The sequence below is a fragment of the Magnetospirillum sulfuroxidans genome (genome assembly GCF_018224925.1).
Classification (GTDB): domain Bacteria; phylum Pseudomonadota; class Alphaproteobacteria; order Rhodospirillales; family Magnetospirillaceae; genus Magnetospirillum; species Magnetospirillum sulfuroxidans.
Window position 1 is genome coordinate 21,577 of record NZ_JAGTUF010000015.1, and the last position, 22,174, is coordinate 43,750.

16 protein-coding genes are annotated in these 22,174 nt (G+C 59.5%); 8 read left to right on the top strand and 8 right to left on the bottom strand.

Going from position 1 to position 22,174, the window contains the following annotated elements; genetic code table 11:
• Window positions 1-210: 210 nt before the first annotated feature.
• Window positions 211-1,440: a magnesium transporter CorA family protein gene (locus tag KEC16_RS14400; RefSeq protein WP_211550142.1), complete on the top strand. Its 1,230-nt coding sequence runs from the start codon at window positions 211-213 to the stop codon at window positions 1,438-1,440.
• 2 nt (window positions 1,441-1,442) lie between these two features.
• Entirely contained in the window at window positions 1,443-5,429 is a 3,987-nt protein-coding gene (locus KEC16_RS14405) for a S24/S26 family peptidase (RefSeq protein ID WP_211550144.1), read from the top strand.
• Window positions 5,430-5,993: 564 nt separating this feature from the next.
• Here KEC16_RS14405 and KEC16_RS14410 read toward each other — a convergent pair.
• The 6 genes from KEC16_RS14410 to KEC16_RS14435 form a co-directional block, all read right to left on the bottom strand.
• Entirely contained in the window at window positions 5,994-8,147 is a 2,154-nt protein-coding gene (locus tag KEC16_RS14410) for a hypothetical protein (protein WP_211550146.1), read from the bottom strand.
• A complete protein-coding gene (locus KEC16_RS14415; protein ID WP_211550148.1) occupies window positions 8,144-9,673 on the bottom strand; it encodes a site-specific integrase in 1,530 nt (509 codons plus the stop codon). Before KEC16_RS14415 ends, KEC16_RS14410 begins: the two co-directional genes overlap by 4 nt.
• Window positions 9,655-10,758 (bottom strand): site-specific integrase, encoded by a 1,104-nt coding sequence (locus KEC16_RS14420; RefSeq protein WP_211550150.1) that lies wholly within the window; start codon window positions 10,756-10,758, stop codon window positions 9,655-9,657. The genes KEC16_RS14415 and KEC16_RS14420 overlap by 19 nt, the downstream gene beginning before the upstream one ends.
• Window positions 10,759-11,116: 358 nt before the next feature.
• Window positions 11,117-13,435, bottom strand: a complete 2,319-nt coding sequence (locus KEC16_RS14425) for an adenosylcobalamin-dependent ribonucleoside-diphosphate reductase (protein ID WP_211550152.1) — start codon at window positions 13,433-13,435, stop codon at window positions 11,117-11,119.
• Between the two features lie 297 nt (window positions 13,436-13,732).
• Entirely contained in the window at window positions 13,733-15,133 is a 1,401-nt protein-coding gene (locus KEC16_RS14430) for a GH1 family beta-glucosidase (RefSeq protein WP_211550154.1), read from the bottom strand.
• 23 nt (window positions 15,134-15,156) lie between these two features.
• On the bottom strand, window positions 15,157-15,435 hold the full coding sequence (locus KEC16_RS14435) for an acylphosphatase (RefSeq protein ID WP_211550156.1): 279 nt from the start codon (window positions 15,433-15,435) through the stop codon (window positions 15,157-15,159).
• Between the two features lie 123 nt (window positions 15,436-15,558).
• On the opposite strand from KEC16_RS14435, the gene KEC16_RS20020 reads away from it, so the two are divergent.
• Genes KEC16_RS20020 through KEC16_RS14450 form a run of 3 tightly spaced genes read left to right on the top strand, consistent with a single transcriptional unit; the run spans window position 15,559 to window position 17,380 of the window.
• The gene (locus KEC16_RS20020; protein ID WP_211550268.1) at window positions 15,559-15,930 is read left to right on the top strand and encodes a septal ring lytic transglycosylase RlpA family protein; all 372 of its coding nucleotides are present in this window, start codon (window positions 15,559-15,561) and stop codon (window positions 15,928-15,930) included.
• 39 nt (window positions 15,931-15,969) lie between these two features.
• Window positions 15,970-16,365, top strand: a complete 396-nt coding sequence (crcB, locus tag KEC16_RS14445; protein ID WP_249209207.1) for a fluoride efflux transporter CrcB — start codon at window positions 15,970-15,972, stop codon at window positions 16,363-16,365.
• A gap of 10 nt (window positions 16,366-16,375) precedes the next feature.
• Entirely contained in the window at window positions 16,376-17,380 is a 1,005-nt protein-coding gene (locus KEC16_RS14450; protein ID WP_211550157.1) for an RluA family pseudouridine synthase, read from the top strand.
• A 163-nt stretch (window positions 17,381-17,543) separates the two neighbouring features.
• Here the strand turns inward: KEC16_RS14450 and KEC16_RS14455 are convergent, their stop codons facing one another.
• Together KEC16_RS14455 and KEC16_RS14460 are read right to left on the bottom strand one after the other, a co-directional pair.
• Window positions 17,544-18,218 carry a hypothetical protein gene (locus tag KEC16_RS14455; protein ID WP_211550159.1) on the bottom strand — a complete coding sequence of 225 codons (675 nt, stop codon included), beginning with the start codon at window positions 18,216-18,218 and terminating at the stop codon, window positions 17,544-17,546.
• An 87-nt stretch (window positions 18,219-18,305) separates the two neighbouring features.
• Complete coding sequence (locus KEC16_RS14460; RefSeq protein WP_211550161.1) at window positions 18,306-18,908, bottom strand: HPF/RaiA family ribosome-associated protein; 603 nt, start codon at window positions 18,906-18,908, stop codon at window positions 18,306-18,308.
• A gap of 71 nt (window positions 18,909-18,979) precedes the next feature.
• Between KEC16_RS14460 and KEC16_RS14465 the strand changes: the two genes are divergently transcribed.
• From KEC16_RS14465 to KEC16_RS14475, 3 genes are all read left to right on the top strand, one after another.
• Entirely contained in the window at window positions 18,980-19,240 is a 261-nt protein-coding gene (locus KEC16_RS14465; protein ID WP_211550164.1) for a hypothetical protein, read from the top strand.
• Window positions 19,241-19,321: 81 nt separating this feature from the next.
• Window positions 19,322-20,005, top strand: coding sequence for an HAD family hydrolase (locus KEC16_RS14470; RefSeq protein WP_211550167.1), 684 nt, complete (start codon window positions 19,322-19,324; stop codon window positions 20,003-20,005).
• Window positions 19,996-22,167, top strand: a complete 2,172-nt coding sequence (locus tag KEC16_RS14475) for an AsmA family protein (RefSeq protein ID WP_211550169.1) — start codon at window positions 19,996-19,998, stop codon at window positions 22,165-22,167. The genes KEC16_RS14470 and KEC16_RS14475 overlap by 10 nt, the downstream gene beginning before the upstream one ends.
• Window positions 22,168-22,174: the final 7 nt, after the last annotated feature.

Here is a 22,174-nt window from a genome sequence, read left to right on the forward strand (position 1 = left end):
TATGAACTGCCCTGAAAGAATTGAGTATCGGTCTGGGGAGCTGGCTTGAGCCTCAATCCATGTCGCTACGTGCAGGCCGCATCGATAAAAAGTTGATTGCAATCTGTTGTTTTGCCATCATGACGATCCTCTGCCCCAGGGTATGCAGCGCCAATGTGGACAGCGTATCTATTCGCCCCTCTCTGTCTGAATGAGGCTGATTACGAGCGCTTGAAGGAAGTCGGCTGGCGCCCCTGGGTAACCAGAATCCCCAACCAACAGGCTGATTCAGTTGCTGCGGACAGCGAATTTTTTATCCCCAGCGCCCGCTCCTGGTACATGCCGGCGACATTCGATAGCCGTACTTCCAAGCGCTGGACCTTCCCGCTGGAAGTTTGGCAAGAGACCCCGCATATGATCGGGAGTGATGGTGCCGCATTGGCCGAGGTCACATGGGTGGATCTGTTCCGCTTCCCCGAGACCGCCATCCTTGTCGTTCGCCTGTCTGCCTGCGGCCCGCTTGATGATGCCAAAATTCGCTGGCTGTCCAAAACGGCATCCGAGTGGCTGCCGAAGTTCGAGGGTGACAAGCTCGCTGCTTGGCATGCCGGCGGGTGCGACGTCGGCACCCTTAGGGACTGGGTAATGGCGAAGCTGCTCAAGCTCAACGACGAAGAGGACACCCGCCGGGTCAACGGCGCGCTGCATTGGTTTGGCAACGCCGCCCCCGCTTTGATCCTGCTCCCCCGTCCGGAGGTCCCTGACTGGACTTCGCCGGACCTGACCAATCTCATCACCCATATCAGCCTCGGCATCGAGGATGAAGTCGAGCAGTACGGTCCCAGTAAAAACATCAGGTCCGCCATCGCCGATCAGTTCGTCCAGGAGTGGGAAAACTGGCGTCTGCATGAATGGCGGAACCGGATGGTTCTGGTCCATGGCGGCGAGGCGCGGGGCGGTCAGCCGGAAAACACCCATCGCTACTATGTGCCTATGATCGCCTCGGTACTTTATCAGCGCATCACTATCACCGCGTACCTGGACCGGTTCATGGGCGGCGCCGAAGACGATGGCGCATTGCGGCGCACGTTCACCCGCTTCCGCCGGGAATTTCTGGCGCATCGCATCTCAAGTTACCCCATGGGCAATCGGGTGTACGAGTTCCTGCGAGAGGTGAACCAAATCCCTGAGACCTTCAAGGACGTGGAAGACGAACTCCACGCCGCCGACCAGCTTACCCGGCTGGACCTCGAGCGCCAGGAAACCGGACTGATCCGCAACCTGACCATCCTCGCGGCCCTGTTCGTGCCGGTATCTGCCATCAGCAGTATCTACGGCGCACACGAAGCCCAAATTTACGAGCTCGACACTTGGTTCTGGAAGATTTCCGGCACCGTAACCCTGCTGGTGGGCGGAGCGCTGTTCTACGCAATCCGCAAATTGAAGAAGGCACGTGGCTAACCATGACCAACGGCGACAAAACCCCCAACATCCAAGCCTCGGGCCTGACCACTGACGATCTGCTGGCCTTGCTGGCCTGCGGCGAAACCCTGGACCTGTCCAACGGGACATCCTTTGTCATCGAGGATGAGAAGGCGCGGATGGCCTTGGCCTGGTTCCTTGGTGACCCGGTAGGAAAGCGGTACCTGGCGTCGCCCCCTGAAAAGGGGAGTGTGGATATGGCGGGCCTTGTGACCTGGATGGCAAAGGGCAGGCTTCCTGCTAAACCAGCGGTCGCTGTCTTGGCGGATGATCAGCGGGTGTGGTCGCTGGTTTCTTTGACGATCCGGCAATTCGGGGGTCTTCAGCCATTCTGCATGCCCGATGGGTCCGATGCCCCAGATATCCCCATTCTCATCTCCCGCCCGCTGTTCCTTGCCCAAGGTCCCAATGGAGCCGGCAAAAGTTCGCTGGCGCGGGTGCTGACCTTCCTGCTGACCGGAAAGGTGTCGAGCACGCCGGACTTCGAGCACTTCGCTGATGCCGGGCAGATCAACGATTATACTCTGGACAACGGTATCACTCTGCCTTTGCCGAGCGTCGTTCCGATGCCAACCCTTGCCCAATATGAAGCTCGCTTCGGCAAGGCTGAGTTCGTGACTACCGCAGTGACTGCCTTGTTTGAAGCCGATGACGGCACGAAAACCACGATTTGCCGGAAGGTCGTACAGGGAAATAAGAACGTTTTCTCCACCATTTTGGAGAAAGATGGTGCGGTCTTTGACGGACATTTCGCAACCGCCTTGGGAATATCACCTCTGGCCGTCGACCTGAGTGCGCTGCACATGGCCCGGCTTGCCCACCTGAAGCTGGGTCAGAAGGAATCGCTGGCCGATGGCGTCCGAGCGTTAACCGGCTTTCGGGAAGTGGCCGGACTGGCTGAGAAAACCGCCCTAAAAATGAAGGAATATCTGGGGAAGACCTATCAGAAGACCCTGAAAACTGCCGCAGACAAAGAAGCGGCGGGGTTCAAGCAGCAGATCGCCGTTCTTGCTGAAGTCTTCAAGGATGCCGCATCCCCACCTATGCCGCCCGTGCCCGATGGGAATGGAAGCGAGTGTCAGGCCAAGCTGGCCGAACTCGAGAAAGACCTGGATGAGCGAGCTTCTAAGGTGCGCGCGGCCGTCGCGGCTGCGGCCGGGGTCGAGGAGGACAAGGTCGAACTGGACGGCCTGGACGATGATCTTGTCAGGGTGATCGACTTGCTGTCGGCACCGACGCTGGACTCCGCCGGCTTAGCGGCCCTGGTGGCTGCAGCCGAGAACCTGTCCGACGAGGATGTCGACAACGTGCGCGGTGCGATCGCGGAGACGGTGAAGCGGGCGAACGACTTCGCCGCCCTTCAGGCCGAGGAACTCAAGATTAAGCGTCGGCGGCATCACGCCCGCATCGCCGCCGGCCTGAAGGAGGATGGGTTAGCGATCCCACCTGCGGATTGTCCCACCTGTCTCCGCGCACTGGATGATACGGTCGTGGATGATGTTCTGGGAATGCCCGTGGCCGCCGCCATCGCGGCAGGTGCGGCGGAGACTGAGGATATAAAGTTTACGCCGGAGGATTTTATCGTCTCTGCGCGGACGGAACTGCTGGAAGGCATTCCCGAAGCTGTCAAGGCGTGCACAAAGCTTTGGGGGAAGCAGGATAGAGCTCCATCGCCCGCCGGATGGGCGGTATCGGTCGCAGGGAATGTCGATAAGGCCTTGGCCACATTCTCGGCCCTTAAGCATCTGACGGCCCAGGCCACCACTGCATTTGAGGCTGCAGCGGTGGCTCTGCCCCCGTGCCCCGTTTCCGCCTTGCCTGCACTGGATCCAGTTTTTGAAGGAACAAGGATCGACAAGGCCAGCCAAGTGCTTAACGGCCTGCTGGACCTGCGAAGCTGGGCACTCTCGACCAGGGAAGCCCGGGCGACGCTGGTGAATGAGGCCTACGGTGTCGCAGAAGCCATCCCCGCTGAGAGCCTGGCCGGCAAGGTCCGCGAACTACGCTCGCTGCTCAAGGACTATCGTCCCGTCGGCCAAGCCCGGGAAATCCTCAAGGCCCTTACCAACCACTACGACGCCTGGATTGCGGCAAGAAAGGCGGCCGAGGACGCCGTCGCAGCGGCGGAAGCCGTGGGCAGGCTGGCGGCACTCAAGCGCGTGGTCGATGTTCAGGTGGACGGGCTGTTCCGCGACCTGAATACCGAGATGGACCGTTATTGGCGGGATTTCTACCAGGCACCTGGTTACGCGGGGCCTGAGGCGGGATTGGTCCGCTATGACGGTGTCGCTCTCCATATCCCGGCAGAGGTCGAAGGTGCCAGAGGGAGCGCCAACAACATCGCCAACTCGTCACAGGTCAGGGCGTTGCTGTTCAGCTTCGTCCTCGCCCTGCTGCAAAGCGTCTGGAAACGGAGCGGCGGTTTGTCGCTGGTCCTGCTGGACGATCCGCAGCTTCTGTTCGACGAGCGCAATCAGGTCCGGTTGGCGAAGGGGATTGTCAGCTGCACCAGCGAAGGCTTCCGTCCGTTGATCATGACCTTCGACCGGGTATTCACGGCCCGGGTTGCACGTGCGGGCGACTGCCGCATGGGCGCCGCGCTTAGCGACCAGATGGAGGCGTATCGGATCGTTCCACGGGGCAAAATCCAGGAATGTGTCCGCCTGGAGTTGGATGAGCTGACGCTGAACTCTTACAGGGACGAGTGGCGGCGCGACGAGACGAATGGAGCCAAGATCAAGGTTTTCTGCAATGAAGCCCGTTCCTTCATGGAGCACACCTTGGTCAACCTGTTAGCCGAGGCTGCAGAGCCCGTTCACGACCACCCGACCCTGGACCCATTACGCGTTCGCGTTCAAAACTTGGTGAAGCGTCCCGGCGCGGTTCAGAACGCCGAGCCTTTCCGCCAGTTGTTGGACCTGTTACCCGACGGCAATCCTGCCAAGGAAACCTTGGCTCAAGCCTTGCAGTGGTCTCACCATTTTCAGGGATATGAAGACCTGACACTGACCCACGCCAAGGCCGTGGATGACATGCTGGACCGCTTCATGGATCTGCGGGAACAGTGCCTGGATATCCTGGTCAACAGGGTTGCGCCCAAGCCTGTGCCGATGGCGGCGAATGCGAATAACCCGATCGTCGGCGCCCCGGCACCTGCGGCGATGGTGACGGTCATCGGTCTCGCGGCCGCCAGCGAAGGAGACACAGGCCCTGGCGCGGATGTGGCCGTCCCAGAGGTTGGAACACAGAAGGCCGCTACGGGGGACGAGTATCGGCTGGAGGCCGACCTGCCGCCGGTCGGGGACCAGATCCGCACCATTAGCCCGGAAACGCATCATGCCTTCGGCGTGGGGAAGGCGGCACAGTGGCTACCCTTTCCCCTCCAGGAATCCAGCATGGTGATTTGTGAAAGGGATTCCCGCGCACCGAAGAAGGGCGAGTTCGCTGTCGTCGCCGACAGGAACCTCGGCAAGGCGCATATCGGGTGGTGCCGGATGGACGGAGATAGCATTCTCGTCGCTGGCTTTGGAGGGAAATCCATCTCAGCGATTGCTGCGGCGAATTGCGACGTCTTCCCTGTTGTCGGCGCCATTTTCGAGGGAGGTGCGACCGAGCAGACCCCATGCCACCCTCTGGACAGGCCGGACCTGATGGGGCGCTTTGGAAACGCCGCTGAAATTTCCGAAGGCGACAGCGCCGAGCCACTCATGTTCAAGGGTGATCTCGTCCTTCTCGATTCAGAGGTCCCCGGCGAAACCGTGTTCAGCGCGGCGGAAGGATCGATCTTCGCCGTCCTACTCGGCGACGGGCGCTGGGTGATCAAGCGCGTATCGGGCCCCGCCAACAAGCCGTACCGGCAGCTTCTGCCACTGGGCGTGCAGGGCACTGGTGAAATCGTGACGACGGCGCCTGGTGAAGTCGGTCTGACCATCGCCAGGGCTTTCCTAGTGGTGGGATTCTTAAGATAGGTGTCCCAGGGACGTCAACGACGGCATACATATTTAGCCAGGGGGAATGATCCCGTTATCCGGCGTCTCCACGGGGACTTCCCGCCAAAGGAATAACACTCGACACTTCATCCGTAGGGATATTTTTTGATCGACACAAGATGCAGCACCCCGTCACATGAGACGCATCCACGGCATAGCCCCGGAAGACAGTCCCGACGTCAACTGAATGCCGAATGAGCCTCTCGTAAAGGTCGGCTAGGTGACGGTGCAACTGGGCAATCTCTGCGTCTTTGGACTGCACGGTTTCCTGAAGCAGGGCGTTGCGCTCCTTTAGGGCCTCGATCGAAGCGGATCCGTCACGGTAGCGCCGCCGAGCCTGAATTTCAGCGAGGGCCATGGTAACGACCGCTTCATTGCGAAGCAGTGTGCTGCGGGCAATCCCCAAATCCCGCGCTATCTCACTCGCATTATAAACGTAGCGTTCCCCGCGGCTTGCCGCTTCGTCAGCGCGTGCGCGAATTGTCTCCACGATTTTATCGCGGAGCTTCTGCCCACGCATGTGCGACCGGCCAGACTGAGCGCTCATCCCTTGATCTCCTCAAGAATTCGCTCCGTCGTCTTCCGCACGTTTTCATAATGCGCGAACTGGGGCGAGGCGGTCATGCTGTCCTCGGCCATGATCGCTGTTATGGCGGCTGCGTTCCGGTTAACTCGCTCGATCTCTGCAACCTGCAGCGGATCTTCCCTGTCGATAATGAGGAATTCACAAGGTTGTGGCTCGGCGCGTTCGTTCTTCGTGCAGCTCAAGCAACTCAGGGAATGCGGGCAGACCTCTGACGCCCAGTTGAGCAGGCAAATGCCGTGGGGCATGGGATTGTAGAACTTGGTGGCGGTGGCCAGATAGGTCTCAGCGTCTTCCGGGCTTTCCTGCGCGAGACGTGCATGCGCCGAAGCGGCATGGCCTAAAACCAAGCCATCTCGGACCGACTGCCTGATCCGCTCCGCACGCACCTCGGCGCTTGTGTGGAGATATCCCGCATTGGCCGCGACAGATTTCCGGTTGAACAGAATGGCAATCTGATCCTGGGTGAGCCCGCCATCCTCATAGGCCGTGTTCAGCCAGTGCCGGATGTCGTGAACGGTGATCTTCGCGATCTGACCTGTCCGTGGGTCACGGATTTGAAAGCGGTTGAAAACGGAATCGGTATCCTTCCCGGTGTTTTGGTCCCGCGTATAACCGCCAAGCCAATGGTTTAGATGGTTTGCGCCACGAATTGTGAATCTGTCCGTGTTGACCCAATGTGCCGGCGAGAACTGGTTCTTGAGGGTCACAAAAAGCGCATCTGGAGCATCAAGGATGATGCGCCCCGTGTCCGGATCACGGAGAACAGAGGTGTCCAAGCGGAACAAATCTTCAATTTCTTCGTCCCATGCCGGTGCGTCGAAATGGCGCTGCTTAATCTGGCACCAAGCGGCCTCTTCAATGATTTTGGGAACCGCATCGATCCTCCTTGCCGACAGGGCAATCTGATCTTCAAACGTCAGCACAGAAACGATGCGCTTGTCGGTGTCGAAGCTTTTTAGGGATTCGACTGTCCTCGAGCCAAAATCAAACTTACCCCTTCGCGACGCGGCAGTTTGCGCAAGGAGTTTTGGAATCGTGTTTCGGTTAACTCCCAAGTCACGAGCAATAGCCGACGCATTTCCCTGATGCCGTTCGTATGCGTCTTCGATCGGCAACCATCTGGATGTCTTTGAGTACCAAGCCATGCGTGGATCAATGAGACGGTTTTCAGGGGCTTCAATGAAGTTTTTGGCCCAGCGCCTGACAAAGTAAGAAATGGTTTCGGAGCTTTCTGACGCGAATACGCGACCCCAATCGATCGACCTCGTTTGCTGCAGCCTACGGGCGAGTGCTCGTCCTTCCGCCGTATGCTTCCGTATGAACGACACGGCCTCCTCGACCACATCCCTAAGCTCGGGGACGACCGGTCGAGCAAACTCTCGACCATTCTTCGCGGGGAAATGCCGAATGAGGAGTGCCCGCTCGTCGTTGATCAGGCAATCCACCGGAAGTGTCATGAGCTCCGAAACCCGAAGGCCGGTAGCAATCGCGATCGCCAAGGCTGAGATATAGAAGCGATCGCGCTCCGAGGTTTCCGTACCGATCCGATAGGAAAGGATTTCGGAAAGAATTTCGTTGGGGATGAGTTTTTCACATCGTCCCTGCTCAGATCCGGTTCGACCGTAATCAAGGGCGCTGGATCGTGGCGCCTTAAAGACCACATGCAGGCCCAGATGCAAGTTGAGCCATACGCCATGGCGCGCCAAATCCGAAAGATGCCGACCTGCAGTTTTCTTGGACACTTGATATGCAATGTCGCGGGCCCGTTGGAAGTCGTCGGAGGTCAAGGTCATGACCGACCGAGCTTGGAGGACCTGTGAGAGGAGCGCAAATGCGGAACAGGTCAACGCGGCGGCCGTCGGGGCAATTCGACGTCGAGTAATGAGCTCCGCCACACGGATTTTCGCAAGCTCCCGGAGGTCCAGGTTGCCAATTCTCCCAAAATCAATGTTGAAGGTTCGAACCTTGGATGAGCGATGAAGCGGCGCGAGGTTCCAGACGTCGTCGTCGAAAGATACGCCAGACGGCAGGCCGGCGACGAAGCGAGGCATAGACGCGAGGAGATCTGCTCCGTGCGGGATGCGTTCGAGGAGTGGTTGGGAGGCCGTCATGCCTTATCCCTTTCCATCTCACGATCGATGCGGTCCATGACGTCTTGGATGCCGGCGGCTGTGCGCTCGAAATCCTTCATAGCCTTGGAGCGTGATGCGCCAATCTCGGTATCTCGCCACCTTTGGTATTCGTGTTCAATGAAATCGAGCGCTTTCATGTGATTGGCCTGCCGGAAGGCCAGAAAGTACTGGCAGAGATAGCAACTGAAGAGTGGATGGTGTTGGCAGGAGGACGCACTGCCGCACGCGCCGACAACGGCAGGGGCCGCTGCCCCTGGAACAATTATCGGCGGGCCGGCGGAACGATTGGTGTCAATAATTCGCCCTTGAAACCAAGCGTTCTTGAGGTCGGAAAAGCGCGATCCAAGCCGGTCGCTCATCTGCTCAAATAGTGGGAGGGTATCCGCGCCGACAGAGTCGATATAGGCCTGGGCCGACTGGGGGCTGTCGTGTTGCAGGACATCCTGGATGAGTTGCCGAGAGTATCCTTGCATCGCCAATTGGGTGGCTCCGGTGTGGCGAAGCCGCGTTGTCGCAAATGCCATCAACCTTTTTGTCCGGGGGCTGGTCATGGCCTGCCGGGAGAACCATGCTTTGCAAACGCTGTTGAAATAGGCAGTGCTGAGCTCGGCCTCTTCGCAGCCCCAGACGATGTGTGGCAATAAGATGCCGCTTTTTTGGCACACAGGCTGGACGTTTGGCCGCGCTCTATAGTTTTGGATGTCCTTGGCAAGCGAAGCAGGGATGCATTCCCATTCGTTGCTCTCGCCCGCTTGGGCTTTGACCTTGGGGATATTGAGGAAGAATTGGCTTCCTATCGCACTGTTTATTTCGCGAAAGCCATCAGCCGGAATTTGCAGGATCTGAGAAGGGCGCCGCAAAGTCGCAAGGAATATGCGCAAGGATACACGGACGAAATGGTCCGCAGCTGTCTGGTCACTCGTCGGATCCTCGAGGACACGGCGCAGAACCTCAAGTTCCGATGTTGAAAGAGCGCCGGCGTCGGGGTCCCACTGAAGAACGGCCCGGAGAGTTTGAATATCATTGCGCGCTTTCCACCCAGTTATTCGGTCAGCTACATAGCGGGTGGCTCCGCACAAGTTGCGGTCTGTTAAATTTCTATAAAATTCCCGAAACGTAATTCTATCACTCGCATTCAGTTCAGCCCAAATTAACTCTATTGACGTTATAGCGCTAAGCTCCACCAAATCAATAGACGGTCCATACTTCCCCTTGATGCGCGCCAGAGAATTCAGGAGAAGATCATACTTCTGCAATGAGCTAGGGCATCGTTTTTTCATTCGCTGATGAACGATCAGGCGGGCAGCCGAGGAAAATTCCTCCGGAAGCTGGGGCGGCCAGGAAAGGATGTGTGTGACATTTTGGTATCGGGTTCGCCATTCCGTCGACCCGGCCAATATCCATATCGGCGATTCTTCCCGGAAAACGTTCTTGATGAAGCGCTCACCGGTATCGGCCACCCAATAGTCGCTTTCCGGATCATATTTCAGCGAAGAGATGTCCATGCTTCCTGCTGCCCTTGCCAGATCGCGAGTGCATGGGCCGCCCGATGTTTGCGAGCCCTGTTTGTATAAATATCAAGGCTCTTTGGGCTGGACCAACCTCCCCAATAGACGAGGTCATTGATTCGAACATTTTGCTCGGCAACTTCCGGAATGCGTCCGATTGCCGCGTAGGCTCGGTTAAAAAAGGCATGGCGCGCCAGATGCCAATGGAACGGCACCCCCGTTTCCTTGGAGATGCGGGTCGCGAGACTGCGTGCCGTAACGTGCGGCAATGGTGCCCCGTCATCGTTGACCAGCAGATAAGGGTGCAGGACTTGGGGGCTCTTTCTCTTGGAACCGTCCGACCTAGTTTTCCAGGTGACCCGATATTCGCTGATGTAGCGTAACACAAATTCGGGAAAAGCCGAGTTGGCCAGAAGAATGCCGAGAGATCGCCCAAGGGTTTTTGGCCGAGGTGCATAGGTCCTCCGGGGGTCCACATGGTCCCGATCTTCCATCCTGACAATCTCAAAGGTCGGGCGGTGTCGGTTTGGGCAGTCTTCTACACGAAGGGCCAGAATTTCGCCGATTCGCATCCCGAATTCGATTGCCAAGCGCCAGATCAAGAAGGTTCTGACCCACATGGGATCGGCGTTTGCTGACATCGCAGCGTTAGCCAAGAACCCATCAATCCTGCGAATGTCCTCTTCGTCCATATCTGGGGCTACAGGCTTTTCCTTCACACGCTTTGCCACGTGCGCCCACGCCGCTTTTTGAGTCGCTAGGACGTTCTGGATCTCGTAGCCACGCAGCACCGGATCATCGGCCGTCCAATACATCGTGATGAACCATGCTTCCGCGATTCGGGCTTGAAGCAGGGTGGCATTGAACGTCCGACGGGATGCCTGCGACATAATACCGTCGGCCTTGCCATAGCGCTGCTCAAGCCAGAGCGCGAACGCGCGAATGAGCTTTGGTTCAATGCGCTCTCCCTGAAGGAGGCGCCCTTCCAGGTCATGGCCGCATTCATCAGCAAACGACAGAAGTGCCCGCAATCCTTTGAGAGCACCTTCAATGGTGTTTGGGCTGTCATAGACCCCGGCCAAGTGCGCTGCATAAAGGCAGCCCGCTGGCGACGGCGTTCCAGTTACGCGGCTTTTAACAACGTAGCGAGGCCGAGATGTACCGTCATTTATTGGAACGCCAGCATAGGCAAATTTCGCATCGTGCTTTCGCAACACCCTGCTCCATCCAGACAACGAAGCAAGCCATCTAGCCGCCTGATTTAAAAGGGTGCCTTAGATGATCTTCAGACGCTACATATTTCAGTCAACATAACCTACGACCGGCTTTTTCAGAAAAGATGGGGGCCGAAATAAAATAGCGCCGCCAAGTCAAAGACTTGGCGGCGCCACATCGACAGGACCTAACGTTTCAGAGCCAGGCTAACGCAACATTTTTTTGTTAACCACCACACTTGGAATAGCCGCACGAGGTGCAGGTGTCGCAGCCCTCCTGGCGCAGCAGGGCCGGCTGGCCGCATTTGGGGCAATGGCGCAGTCGGGCGCCGGACAGGTTGACCACTTTGCGTTGGTCCACGTCGTCGGGTTCGGTGTCGGCGTCATCGTCGGTTTTGACGAAGCCGATGGCGATCATGTGGCGCTCAATCACCTCGCCGATGGCGGCCAGCAAGGACGGCACGTATTTGCCCCCCATCCATTGACCGCCCCGGGGATCAAACACCGCCTTTAATTCCTCGACGACGAAAGCGATGTCGCCGCCACGGCGGAACACGGCGGAAATCATCCGGGTCAGCGCCACCGTCCAGGCGTAATGCTCCATGTTCTTGGAGTTGATGAACACTTCGAACGGCCGGCGGCGGTTGTTTTCGATGATGTCGTTGATGGTGATGTACATGGCGTGGTCGCTATCCGGCCACCGCACCTTATAGGTGGCGCCGGGCAAGGCCTCGGGCCGATCCAGCGGCTGGGTCATGTGGATGATGCCGCCGGCTTCCAGGTCGTCCTCGGGCCGTGGGGCGGGCTTGCCCAGGGGCAGGTGCGGCTGGTTCTCGACCTTGGGCTCTTCCTTCTTCACCGTCAGCACCGAGCCGGTGATGTCGTTGGGGCGATAGGTGGTGCAGCCCTTGCACCCGCCCTCATAGGCCTGTTCATAGACATGGCGGAAATCCTCGAACGAGATGCTTTCCGGCACGTTGATGGTCTTGGAAATGGACGAGTCGATGTATTTCTGCACGGCCGCCTGCATGACCACATGCTCGGTCGGCGACAGCTGTTGCGCATCGACGAAGGCGGCGGGCAGCGGGGTGTTTTCGCCTTTGAGCAGACGGAACAGACGATAGGCGTAGTCGCTGACCTCTTCCTCGCGCCGGCTGCCGTCTTTTTGCAGCACGGCGCGGGTATAGGTGAAGCTGAACACCGGTTCCAGCCCCGACGACACGTTGTCGGCGAACAGGGAAATGGTGCCGGTGGGGGCGATCGAGGTCAGCAGCGCATTGCGAATGCCGTGTTCGGCGATGGCGGCTTGGACGTCGGCATCCAGCGCCCGGATGGTTTCGCCGGCTAGATAAGGCTCTTGTTCATAGAGCGGGAAAGCGCCCTTTTCCTTGGCCAAGGCGACCGAGGCCAGATAAGCCTCGCGCCGGATCGCCGCCATCCATTGCTCGGTCAGGCGCAAGGCATCCTCGCCGCCATAGCGGGCATTGCACAAGATCAGGGCGTCGGCCAGTCCGGTGACGCCCAGACCGATCCGGCGCTTGGACTTGGCCTCGTCCTCGTGCCGGGGCAGCGGGAAGCGCGACACGTCGATGACGTTGTCCATCATCCGGACGGCGACATGGACCAGATCACGCAATTTCGCCATGTCCAGTCCGGCCGCGCTTTCGAACGGATCGACCACCAGCTTGGCCAGGTTGATGGAGCCCAGCAGGCAGACGCCGTAAGGCGGCAGCGGCTGTTCGCCGCATGGGTTGGTGGCGTGGATGGTTTCGCAATAATGCAGATTGTTCAAGCGGTTGATGCGGTCGATGAAGATCACGCCCGGCTCGGCGAAAGCATAGGTGGCGTGCATGATCTTGTCCCACAGCGCGCGTGCCGGCAGGGATTTATAGACCACGCCGTCGAACACCAGTTCCCACGGCAAGTCATGCTTGACCGCGTCCATGAACGGATCGGTGACCAGCACCGACAGGTTGAACATGCGCAACCGGCCGGATTCATGCTTGGCGTCGATGAATGCTTCGATGTCGGGATGGTCGCAACGCATGGTCGCCATCATGGCGCCGCGGCGCGAACCGGCGCTCATGATGGTGCGGCACATGGCGTCCCACACATCCATGAACGAAAGCGGTCCCGAGGCGTCGGCGCAAACGCCCTTGACCGGGGCGCCCTTGGGGCGAAGGGGGGAGAAATCATAGCCGATGCCGCCGCCCTGCTGCATGGTCAGCGCGGCTTCCTTCAGATGCTCGAAGATGCCGGCCATGTCATCGGGAATGTCGCCCATGACGAAGCAATTGAACATGGTGACGCGGCGGCCGGTGCCGGCGCCCGAGATGATTCGGCCGGCCGGCAGAAACTTGAAATCGGCCAGGGCCTCGGCGAAACGGGTTTCCCAGGCGGCGGGGTCTTTTTCAACGCTGGCCAGGGATTGGGCGATGCGCTTCCAGGTGTCTTCGATGGTTTTGTCCACAGGTGTATTGTCGGCGTCTTTAAGCCGGTACTTCATGTCCCAGATTTGCTGGGAAATGGAGGCCACCTGCGTCATTCCATTTTCTCCGTAAGCACTGCCGCCAAGAATTTCACTATCTTGCAAACAGTTTGAATTTTAAGGAAAAACTGCTGTTTTTCCGGTTTTGGCGCGGCAGTCTAGGCGTTTGGTCGCGCTGGCGTCAAGCAGCATTGTTCTATTTTTGTTTCCACAAGGCAAGTGTTTGATTTTTATGGCGACGCCCGACTTATCCGACTTATCCACACACAAAAATGTGGACGGAGGCGAGCTCCGTCCACAAAGTTTTCCACAGACTTGATAACTAAGCCGAAGCCGCTGAATGGCTTGGATTTTTTACAGCCCGCGGGCCTGTTTGACGAAATCGGCGTACCATTTGTAGCTGTCCTTCGGCGTGCGTTTTTGCGTGTCGTAATCGACGCGGATCAGGCCAAAGCGCTTGGACAGGCCGAACGACCATTCGAAATTGTCCAACAACGACCAGGCCAGATAGCCCTTGACGTTGGCGCCGTCGCCCAGCGCGCGGCCGACTTGAGCGATGTGTTCTTGCAGGAATTGGGTGCGTTCAAGGTCGTGCACCTGGCCATCGGCGGCGACCACATCGTCATAGGCCGAGCCGTTCTCAGCGATGAAGGTGGCCGGATTGCCATAAAGGTTCTTGAATTCCATCAACAGGTCATACAAGCCGTCGGGCTGCACCGGCCAGCCCATGAAGGTATAGCGCTCGGCCTTGGGATCGCCCCACCACACCTGGAACATGTGATCGGGGTCGTATTTCATGGTGCAGCGGCTGTAATAATTGATGCCCAGAAGGTCGATGGGAAACTTGATGTTCTCAAGGTCGCCGGCCTGGACGATGGGGGCCATCTGTTCGGCCAGAACATCGGGAAGCTGGCCGCGCAACAGGCCATCGACGGTGACCCGGTTCCACACCGCGTCCCAGCGGATGGCGGCGGCGCGGTCGGCGGCGGAATCGGTGTCGGGGCGGACCGGCTGGATATTGGTCACCGTGCCCAGGCGCAGATCGGCATGTTCGGCGCGGATGGCCCGCAACGCCGCGCCTTGGGCCAGGTTTTGGTGGTGCAGCGCTTTCAGCACGCCCATTTCGCCCAAATTCAGACCCGGCGCCTGATCGGTCAGGCCGTAGCCGAAGATGGAAACCACGTTGGGTTCGTTCAGCATCATCCAGTCCTTGACCCGGTCGCCCAGGCGCGCGGTGACGATGCGGGCGTATTCGGCGAACGGGCCGATGACCTCGCGGCCTTGCCAGCCGCCCTTGTCTTGCAACGGCTGCGGCAAATCCCAGTGGTAGAGGCAGGCCATGGGTTTGATGCCGGCCTTGAGAATTTCATCGACCAAACGGTCATAGAAATCCAATCCCTTGGCGTTGATGGCGCCGGTGCCGGTGGGGACGATGCGGGGCCAGGCGATGGAAAAGCGGTAGGCGTTGAAATGGGCGGCCTTCATCAACGCCACATCTTCGGGGTAGCGGGTGTAATGCTCGCACGCCCGTGCGGCGCTGGTGCCGTCGGTGATGCGGCCCTGCTTGGTGTAGGTGTCCCAGATATCGGGGCCGCGACCATCGACGTCGAGCGCGCCTTCGATCTGATAGGCAGAGGTTGACGCCCCCCACAAGAAGTCCTGGGGGAAGGTCTTGGGCGTCAATTGAGCGGCGAAAGCGGGGGTAACGGCCATGGCGGCGGCTCCGGCTAGGAATTCACGTCTCTTCAGTTTCATCCCAAACCTGTCCTTTGTCATCCTCAGAAGGTGGGCCGCTGATGAAAGCCGGCGGCGGGAATGTCGGCGCAGTTTTCGACGCCGACGGTGCTGACCTGGGCGGCGGCGGGGCCTTGCCAGCAGGCGTCAATCATGGTCTGGACCCGGTCGGCGGCACCGTGAAACAAGGCTTCAACGCCGCCATCGGACAGATTTCGGACCCATCCGCTCAGGTTCAAGGCCTGGGCCTGCTGAACCGTCCATCCGCGATACCAGACGCCTTGGACACGGCCATGGATCAAGACCCGTTTGCTGATGATCATGCTCCCTCCTGATCATTAAAAAGTGTGCATAATTTTATGAAAATAAGTAGTCAATAAAAAATATTGAACAATCTGCCTGATGAAATTAATTTCATCACGGGTACATGTTCGGGGACAAATTTTATGCTGCGTATAATCGCTGCAAAAACACTAGCATTACTGGTCGGTGTTTTCATATTTACTGGTAGTGCATTTGCTTCTGATGTCACCGTCGCTTCGTGGTATGGGGATAAATACCACGGGCGACGGACCGCCAGCGGCGAGATTTTCAACGCGCGCGCCTTGACCGCGGCTCACCCCACTTTGCCGTTGGGCAGCGTGGTCGAGGTGCGGCGGCTTGATAATGGGCGTGCGGTGCAGGTGCGGATCAATGACCGCTGTGGCCGCTGCGGCATCGATCTGTCGCGGGCCGCCGCCGATCATTTGCGGATGCGCGGCGATGGCCGGGCAACCGTCAGCGTCAGCCCGGTGACTCGGGTGGCGTGGGCTGACTGATCTCTTGCCAAACGGTCTTGGCCGTGCCACCAAGAATGCATGATGACTGGTCAGACCTTGACGGCGTTGCTGTGGGTAGGAGCGGGCGGAGGCTTGGGGGCCTGCGCCCGTTACCTGTCCATGGCCGTGTTGGCGCAATGGATCGGCACCGGTTTTCCGTGGGGCACCTTGTTTGTCAACATCGTCGGCAGTTTCATCATGGGGGTGTTGGCGGAACTGGGGGCGCTGGCTTGGCAGCCGAGCCAGGACGCCAAGCTGTTCCTGCTGACCGGGGTGCTGGGGGGATTCACCACCTTTTCCACCTTTTCCCTTGATGTCGCCTTGTTGGTGGAACGGCACGACTGGATGGTCGCCGGGCTTTATATCGCCACCTCGGTGACGCTGTCGATCATGGCGCTGTTCGCGGCCATGGCGTTGGTGCGTAACCTGGTGTAGGTTGCCGACCATGAGCACCGTACAAATCCTGGCCGTCGCCGAAGAAGATATCAATATCCGTTTGGACCGCTGGTTCAAGCGGCATTTCCCGATTGTGGGCCATGGCCAGCTGGAAAAATGGCTGCGAACCGGACAGGTCCGCGTTGACGGCAAACGGGCCAAGGCCAGTCAGCGGCTGGATCCGGGGCAGCATGTGCGCGTGCCGCCGCTTCCCGAGGATGAGGCGCCAAAATATCTGGTGGGTGATCGTGCCCGACCGCCAGTGGACGACAAGATTGCCCGTATGCTGCAAGATGCGGTCTTGTACATGGATGATGATGTCATCGCCTTGAACAAGCCGGCGGGAATCAGCGTCCAAGGCGGCACCGGCACCGGCGACAAGCATATCGATGCTTGGCTGGATGCGCTGAAATTCGAACGCGACGACCGTCCGCGTCTGGTTCATCGTCTGGACAAGGATACGTCCGGGGTTTTGCTGTTGGGGCGTTCGGCCAATGCCACCGCCAAGCTGGCCGCCGCTTTCAAAAGCCGGGCGGCGCGCAAGTGCTATTGGGCGTTGGTGGTCGGCGTGCCGAAAATGCGCCAAGGGCGCATTGATGCCGCCTTGGCCAAACTGCCCGGCCGAGCTGGCGAAAAGATGGCGGTTGACGAAGACGAGGGCAAGCGCGCGGTGACCTGGTACCGGGTGGTTGATAGCGCGTTGCGCAAGACGGCGTGGTTGGAAATGGAACCGCGCACCGGGCGGACCCATCAATTGCGAGCCCATTGCGCCCTGATCGGCACGCCGATCTTGGGGGATGGCAAGTATGGCGGCACCGAGGCCTTTATTTCCGGCACCGGCGTATCGCGCAAGATGCACTTGCACGCCCGCGCCGTCAGGCTGCCCCATCCGCGTACCGGCAAGGAGCTGGTGGTGATGGCGCCGCTGCCCGAACATATGGACAAGTCGTTCGAATTCTTTGGCTTTGACCAAGCCGATGCGGGCAAGCCTTTCGCCGCTTTCGAGCAAGATTAAAAAAGGGGGCCGCTGGCCCCCTTTTATAACGTTTTTCCGTGCGATTTGGCCTTATACCGCCCGGTCAATGAACTGATCCGTTGGATCAATTCATGCCGAGACGGTGGGGCTCTGACGCCGCTTGCCGGTCGCCGGAACGGATCATTTCAAAGGGCGGCCGGTCTTACAGCTTGACCTTGTGGGTCATGCCGCCCTTGCCGTTGGCGGTGAAATCGACGGTGGCCTTGACGGTCTTGCCACAGGCTTGGAAGGTCCAGACTTCCTGCCAGGCGCCCTCGATCAACACCCCCTTGGGGTTGACCTTGCGCGGCTTGGTTTCCTTGCTGACGACGGTGTCGAACGGGATGATCTGGCTGACATCGGTGCATTTCTTCGCCGCTAATCCGCCAATCACGTCCTTGAGCACCAGATTCTGCGTCGGCGGCGTGGCCGCGCTCAGGCCTGGCATCATCAGGGCAATCTTGGGCTGAGCGCTGGGCTGAGCCTCCATCAGGATATTCTGATAGGCGGTCTTGCCGCAGCTATCCATGCGGATCCGGTCCTGCCAAATCCCGCTGACCGGATGCAGTCCCTGGTCGAATTGCGGATAGGCGTAAAAGATCAACTCGGCCCGATTCATGGCCTTTTGGTCTTTGCAGGCCGGATTGGAAACGCTTGCGCCCATCACCGCCATCTGACCGATGGCTTTTTTGTAGCCCTCCGAGGTGGCATAAGCCTCGAAGCGCTGGGCGGCATTTTGCGGCTGGGCGGCAGGGGCCGGTTGCTCGGCGGCGGTTTGAGCAAAAGCGGGGACCGTGACTGCCAGGGTTGCGGCAAAAGCAAGGAAACCGAAACGCATGGTTGCGGGAACTCCGTGAAAGATAATGGCGGACCTTACTCTAACCGCCGCGGCGGTGCAAAATATCCTGTAGCACGGCAGCCATCCTCAATCACCGACCCGGCGGGGATCTTGATCGCGCAATTGTCCCAGCGTGTTCTCGAGCAGCCGGGCCAATTTATCGGCGCCGCCTTTGACCGCAAGACCAAGTGTCGCCGCCTCATGCGTGATGGCCAAGGGCTGATGCCCTCTGAGGCGCGCTTCCATGGTGCAATGGATGTCGCTTTGCCCGCCCTTGCCGGCGCTTTCATCGCGCAGGTGGACTTCAATCCGGGTGATCTGATCGCTTTGCCGGTCAACGGCTTTTTTCACCACCTCGCTGATCCAAGTGATCAGAGCTTGGTCGCTGTCGATGTGGTGGCCGGTATTGATCTGGATTTGCATGATGCTTTTCCTTTTATGGACGGAGATTGCCCAGGATTTCGTGGGATGATCCGATTCCGGCAAGAACGCCATCAGCGCCGTGCGGGCGATGTGGATGAGCGTCGTACGATCATCGTCGGCCAAGCTTTGCGCCGCGTCCTGGACTGCCTGTCCGGATCGGACCATCAGCGACAACCTCGATGATGATGGCCTGGTCGGTCCCGGCGCGCAGGAGCGAATTAATCGGGGGGAGCCGAGTCTCGAACCGTGCATCGACGACGCTGCCACGCACCGAGACGACCGTTCCAAGATTGGGAGGGGCGCTTGCGTCGTTCGTGTCCCCATCGGTGGCGGCCGTCATGCAGACCATCCTTTCCCACGGCGACAAAGGTTGCGGCGTGGTTGATACTACGCGTCAGCCGAGCGGGTCCGCAAGGTTGGCAATCTTCTCAAGGGATCGTCGCACGGGCCGTGCGCCGTCAACAACACCCGCGGATTTCCCCCAGGGAGAGGCCAAAGTCGCCGAGACGGAAAAAAGCTCTCATCTTTCCGTGCCGTCCATTTCAGCAAGCCACTTGGAAATCAAAGGCCAAAGGCTGATGACGTCACGTTTTTCTTGACCCCGGCCGACAGCGGACGAAATACTTGCCAATCGTGATCAACCGGTCACGCTGGGGTAATAATCGTAGAGTCTTCTTGCCTTGGACGAATTACGCATAGTCGTTTTCGACGTGGACGGAACCCTCATCGATTCCGAACACAATATCGTCACCGCCATGACCGAGGCCTGGGCTCATATGGAGCTTGGCGTCCCCGATCCCGCCGACGTGCGCCGCATCATCGGCTTGTCATTGGTGGAAGCCTGTCAGGTTTTGCTGCCGTGGGCGCCGGGCAATCTGCATCGGGCGGTGGCTGAATCCTATAAGGAAGCCTTTCGTGCCCTGCGCTTGCTGCCCGAACGCGAGGAACCCTTGTTCCCCGGCGTCCGCGCGGCGCTGGAGGAGATGGAGGCCGCCGGCTGGCTGTTGGGGTTGGCCACCGGAAAGTCCCTGCGCGGGGTGCATTCCATGCTCGACAGTCACGCCCTGCATGGGCGCTTTGTCACCATCCAGACCGCCGACGACAATCCGGGCAAACCCAATCCCGGCATGCTGCTGCGCGCCGCCGCCGAAACCGGGGTGGATGTGTCTCGCATGGTGATGATCGGCGACACCGCTTATGACATGCAGATGGCCCGATCGGCCAAGGTTGCCGGGCTGGGGGTGTCGTGGGGCTATCATGGCCTGGAGGAATTGCATGAGGCCGGGGCTGCCCTGGTGGTTGATAGCTTCGAAAATCTGGCGGATATCGCCGCGTCGTTGATCGGAAAACCCCCATGCGCTTGAGTTTCGCCGTCAAGCTGGTCGCCGCCGGGGCGGTCGCGGTCACCGTGGCGCTGATCGCCGCCACCAAAGCCATCGATTTCGACACCTACAAGGGCTATGTCGCCGATCTGGTCGAAGCCGAGACGGGCCGCAAACTGACGTTTGGCGGGCCGGTCAAGTTGCGCCTGGGGCTGGTGCCGTCGCTGATCGCGGAAAATATCACCTTGTCCAACGTGGCGGGCGGCTCTCGTCCCGAGATGATCACGATCGAGCGCATCGAGGCCGAGGTGGCCCTGCCGGCTTTGCTGCGCAAGGAAATCCTGATTCAGCGGCTGATCCTTTCATCCCCCCATATCTTGCTGGAAAAGGGCAATTGGCGCTTGGCCGACACCGGCAAGCCTCAGGTTACCGGCACGCCGACCCGCTTCAATCTGCGCGAATTGAAGATCAAGAACGCCAAGGTGACGTGGCGCGACGATGGCGGCCGACAGACCACCATCGGGGTGCATAAATTGGCGCTGATGCCGGAACAAGGCAACGCGGGGGCGGTTGGTGTTTCGGTGGTCGGCGATGCCATCGGCAAGAATTTTGAATTCACCGGTAAGATCGGCAATCTGGCCGCGGCCTTGGCTGGAAAGCCTTGGCCGGTGACGCTGAAAGGTTCCGCACCGGGGATCATTATCGCCGTGGATGGCGCCATCGGCAATTTGGCCGACTTTGCCGGGTTAGACCTGAAAGTCAGCTTTCAGACCGATGAAATGGGCGATCTGCTGCGCTTGACCGGTTTGCAGGGGGCGGGCAATGGTTCCATGGGGCCGATGCGGCTGTCCGCCCGTCTTGGCGATGGCGGCGGGGTGATCGGGATCAGTGATCTTGATGCCAGCGCCGGGCGTCGCGACGTCATGTTCGCCAGCGTCAAGGGGGCGGTCAGGGATGTGGTCGGCTTGGCTGGCATCGAGGTTTCGGTTCAGGCTGAAACCGATGATCTGGCCCGTCTGGGCCGGGTCCTTGGCCATGACTTGCCGTCCATGGGACCCTTGCGGTTGGGCGTCACCTTGCGCGATGGCAAGGACATGTGGGCGGCATCCGACCTTAAGCTTCACGCCGGGTCCAGCGATGTGACCGGCGACATCACGCTTTATTCCGGCAAACGGCCAAGGCTTAAGGCTGATTTAGCCGCACCGCAGCTGAATGTGAGTGATTTTTTGGGCAAACCCACCGCCGCGGTCGATGGCGGCCGGGTCATTCCGGCGGCGGCGGTGCCGGTGGATCTGTTGCGCGCTTACGACGCCGAGATCGGACTGAAGCTGGAAAAGCTGGTGCTGTCGACGGTGACGTTGAACGCGGTCACGGCCGAGGCGATTTTACAAAATTCCACCCTGACCGTTCCGGCCTTTCACGCCGCTTTTGCCGGCGGCGCGGTCGAGGGCGGGCTGACCGTCGAGGCCCGGCCAGCGCGGCCGGTGGTTTCGTTGCAGATGACCGCCACCGGGGTGAATTTCGGTAAGGCGGCGCACGATGCCGGCAGCGATCTGTTGAGTGGCGGCATCGGCGATCTGAAGCTGGCGTTGAAAGGCAATGGCGGCGATCTGCGGGCGCTGATGGCCAGCGCCAATGGCTCGGCGGTGCTGAACCTTGGCCCCGGGCAGGTGAATAACCAGGCTTTCAGTTGGGCCGGCGGCGATGTGATCAGCCATGTTCTGGCTATTTTGAACCCGTTGGCAAAATCGCGCGAGACCACCCAGATGAGCTGCGCCATCGTCAATTTCAGGGTCAAGAACGGTTTGGCCGCCACCGATAAAGGCATCGCGGTTCAGACCGAAGGCATCGACGTGGTCGGAGCCGGCACCATCAGCTTACACGATGAAAGCCTGGACTTGGGCTTCACCCCGCGCGCCAAGGAAGGGTTGGGGCTGTCGGTGGGGGGGCAATTCGCCGGACTGACCCGTCTGCGCGGAACCCTGATGTCCCCCAGTCTGTCGGTGGATGAAATGGGAACGGCACGCGCCGCCTTGTCGGTGGGGGCGGCGGCGGCCACCGCCGGTCTGTCGCTCTTGGGCGAATTGTTGATGGATAAAGTCATGGCGGACGACAATCCCTGCCGGACGGCCTTAGCCATGGGCAAGGCGGCGCCGACGGCCAAGGGCGGCGGCGGCGTGTTGGAAAGCTTGTTCGGACGCTGATTTTGCC

Excerpts from the sequence above, each read along its gene's own strand:
- KEC16_RS14405 (WP_211550144.1), top strand. The coding sequence starts at position 1,443 with ATGACCAACGGCGACAAAACCCCCAACATCCAAGCCTCGGGCCTGACC.
- KEC16_RS14410 (WP_211550146.1), bottom strand. The coding sequence starts at position 8,147 with ATGACGGCCTCCCAACCACTCCTCGAACGCATCCCGCACGGAGCAGAT.
- KEC16_RS14415 (WP_211550148.1), bottom strand. The coding sequence starts at position 9,673 with ATGGACATCTCTTCGCTGAAATATGATCCGGAAAGCGACTATTGGGTG.
- KEC16_RS14425 (WP_211550152.1), bottom strand. The coding sequence starts at position 13,435 with ATGACGCAGGTGGCCTCCATTTCCCAGCAAATCTGGGACATGAAGTAC.
- KEC16_RS14430 (WP_211550154.1), bottom strand. The coding sequence starts at position 15,133 with ATGAAACTGAAGAGACGTGAATTCCTAGCCGGAGCCGCCGCCATGGCC.
- KEC16_RS14435 (WP_211550156.1), bottom strand. The coding sequence starts at position 15,435 with ATGATCATCAGCAAACGGGTCTTGATCCATGGCCGTGTCCAAGGCGTC.
- KEC16_RS20020 (WP_211550268.1), top strand. The coding sequence starts at position 15,559 with ATGCTGCGTATAATCGCTGCAAAAACACTAGCATTACTGGTCGGTGTT.
- crcB (WP_249209207.1), top strand. The coding sequence starts at position 15,970 with ATGATGACTGGTCAGACCTTGACGGCGTTGCTGTGGGTAGGAGCGGGC.
- KEC16_RS14450 (WP_211550157.1), top strand. The coding sequence starts at position 16,376 with ATGAGCACCGTACAAATCCTGGCCGTCGCCGAAGAAGATATCAATATC.
- KEC16_RS14455 (WP_211550159.1), bottom strand. The coding sequence starts at position 18,218 with ATGCGTTTCGGTTTCCTTGCTTTTGCCGCAACCCTGGCAGTCACGGTC.
- KEC16_RS14465 (WP_211550164.1), top strand. The coding sequence starts at position 18,980 with ATGCAGACCATCCTTTCCCACGGCGACAAAGGTTGCGGCGTGGTTGAT.
- KEC16_RS14475 (WP_211550169.1), top strand. The coding sequence starts at position 19,996 with ATGCGCTTGAGTTTCGCCGTCAAGCTGGTCGCCGCCGGGGCGGTCGCG.